This is a genomic window from Dietzia sp. IN118 (genome assembly GCF_032905965.1).
Lineage (GTDB): Bacteria > Actinomycetota > Actinomycetes > Mycobacteriales > Mycobacteriaceae > Dietzia > Dietzia kunjamensis.
Genome location: NZ_JAUMSR010000016.1, coordinates 1 through 2,698, shown reverse-complemented (window position 1 = coordinate 2,698; position 2,698 = coordinate 1). Strand labels below are relative to the sequence as shown.

Genomic DNA, 2,698 nt, shown 5'->3' with positions numbered 1-2,698 from the left:
CTACGACCAGGAACCAAAGTGGAAAGCCGGGCAGACCGGCGGACCTCACACGCCCTCCATACGGTCACGACCCACGACCATGCCAGCGACCGCCCCGGCTACTTCATCGGTGAATTGAGGCTAAGTGTGTTGGGGGTGTGCCGTTTCTCGGTAGGGTGCGCACATGGCCTCTGGGCAGTGCTGGTGAGTGTCCGCGGTGCGGTGATCCGGTGATGTGGGCGGGTCGTGGGCGACGTCCGCGATGGTGCTCGACTGCTTGCCGGCAGCGCGCGAAGGAGGCCCGTCGGGTGGCGCGGGATAACGAGCAGCCGATCCTGGCGGTCGATGCTCCGGCTCGTCCCCGTGTGGCTGACGAGTGGGCGGAGTACCTGACCTCGATGCAGCATCGGCAGCTGTTGCTGCGCGTCCTGGGCGCGGTTGCAAAGCAATGGAATGGGCAGATGATCGTGCCGGCCGAAGCCGACGCTGTGATGGAGCAAATGTTCGACCTGCCCGACGGGTCGGGTCGTGCGCTTCGAGGCGGATTCCCCCTGCCTGATGCCGAGCAGCGACTCGAGAAGTGGCGCCAGGAGTTGGCGGAAGCTGACCGCCGTGGTTACGAGCGGGGCCGTCGAGATGAGCGCTACGAGTCGATCAACCGCGCCCAGGAGGCGCCCCTGGGCGCCGCAGTGCCGACGGTTGGTCTGTCCCGGCAGCAGCGACGTGCCGCCGAGCGAGCCACCTTCAAGGCTCGCCAGCCAGGCGCCGGCGGGTAACCGCCTTAACGGGGCTACCTGGCAGGCGCGAAGCGCCCTACGGGGTAGCGGAGGAGTGGGCCACTGGAACGTGCTTTAGCTATCTTGGGATTAGGCCCGTTAGCAACCACATGCCCACCGACACGAGGGCGAAGTTCAGGATCAGAAGAAAAATAGGCATACCGGTATGCCGTCGTTTTCTCGACATGTATTCGAGTGCTCCGGTACTTGCTCCGCCAACGGACAAGGCGAATAATGTTACCGCACCGTCGACTCCTCTGGAGTATCCCAATAGCGCACTAACGAAGAGGGCCACGCCGGAAAATAAAGCCACTCCGAGCAGGCCCCGTGAGGCGTTTTGTAACGTTTTATGATGCTGTTCGCTCAGGTGAGATGTAAGCAAGGGATCAACTTCTGTCCGGTATGTAGTGTTTCTGGACTAAATTTATCAGCACCCCTGTGATACCCCCCACCAGAACGCGCCAACGGCAACTCCGGCCGCAACGCCTGCAGGTCCGCCAAGTGCGGCGCCCCATAGTGCGGAGTGGGCGATGCCCGCAATCCCGGTAGCGACATCACAGGAATTAGCGAGTGGTGCGATTGCCTGACCGTCCCGGTTTGCGCCTACATGTGCGCGAAGGGAGTTTAGGTCGAACTTCAGGTACGCCCCGTTGTCGGCCGATACTGAAATGGTCCGTGAGGGGACGTCAAGAGTGATGGTGGCGGTTACTCCATTTCCGAGCCGGACCACCTGTCGAGCGTGATGGTTTACGTCCCCCTCGATCGGTCCTTGCCAAACCAATTGATCACCGTTTTCTGTAGGGAGCTGCAGCGATCCCAGCGCGTTTCCGAATGGGTCGGCGACTGACGCTGTGGCGGTGGCGGCGCCACTCGTAGTCAGTGCAACTGTCGCGAGGCAAGTCACAACTGAACGGATAACGCGATTCCTCATGAGCTTCTCCAAGATGGCGACGGGGCTTAGCTGAGCATTCAATAAGTTATCAGGGGTTACTCTTCTGCGTGGCAGAAACGTCCTCATTTCGGCTGACGGCAGGGAGTAGGGGCTCGCGCTGGAGGGCGCCGTGGCCGCTTGTTGCCCACAGTCGTTAAACCATTAGACCGTTTGGTTTAAATGGGTGGTGTGACCGCACCGAGAAAGCCCCGGCGCCGCAACGTCACCCGTGACGAGACCGCAGCAATCGGCTATCTCCGCGTGAGCACCGAGGAACAGGCCGTGTCTGGTCTAGGGCTCGAAGCGCAACGGACCGCTATCGAATCCCGCGCCGCCGCCGAGGGGTGGACGGTCGTCGCGTGGTTCACCGATGAGGGCGTGTCCGGAACCGTCGCCCCGGTCGAGCGTCCCGGTTTGTCCGCCGCTCTCGACGCCGTGTCTGACGGGCAGGCGTCCAGGCTTGTCGCCTCCCACCTATCTCGCATCGGTCGTACCGCCGCTCGCGTGCTCGACCTCGACACGCTCGCCGCCGCCGAGGGGTGGGGGTTGGTCATGTGTGACTTGCAGATCGACACCGGGACCGCCGCGGGCCGGTTCATGCTGGGGAACATGGCGAGCGCCGCCGAGTATGAGCGCAACCTCGTGAGTGAGCGGACCAAGGCCGCGCTTGTTGTGAAGCGGGCGCAGGGTGTCCGGTTGGGCCGCCCCTCGTCGCTTTCCCGTGAGGTGGTCGCCCGCATCGTGTCCGAGCGTGACGCTGGCAAGACGTGGCAAGCCGTGGCCGATGGACTCACGGCCGATGACGTGCCGACCGCACGAGGTGGCGTGCGCTGGCAGCCCGCCACTGTCCGCAACGTCTACGTCGGCCAGGACGCGACCGCCCTTCCCTATCCGCCAGACTGAGGTGAGACACCCGGGCTGGCTGGTTGAGAGGCTGGGGCGTGAGGAGAAGGAGAACCCAGCATGACTATCACTGCAACTACTGACGCGGCCCTGGAGGCCTCGCAGCCGA

At 63.5% G+C, this 2,698-nt stretch carries 2 protein-coding genes; both read left to right on the top strand.

Annotated features, from left to right (window positions below; genetic code table 11):
* The first annotated feature begins 287 nt into the window (after positions 1-287).
* The gene (locus Q2K20_RS18020) at positions 288-755 is read left to right on the top strand and encodes a hypothetical protein (protein WP_069389309.1); all 468 of its coding nucleotides are present in this window, start codon (positions 288-290) and stop codon (positions 753-755) included.
* A gap of 1,111 nt (positions 756-1,866) precedes the next feature.
* Complete coding sequence (locus Q2K20_RS18015) at positions 1,867-2,589, top strand: recombinase family protein (RefSeq protein ID WP_083249484.1); 723 nt, start codon at positions 1,867-1,869, stop codon at positions 2,587-2,589.
* Positions 2,590-2,698 lie beyond the last annotated feature (109 nt).

Bases quoted from the DNA above. Each gene is read 5' to 3' on its own strand.
- Q2K20_RS18015 (WP_083249484.1), top strand. From the start codon at position 1,867: ATGGGTGGTGTGACCGCACCGAGAAAGCCCCGGCGCCGCAACGTCACC.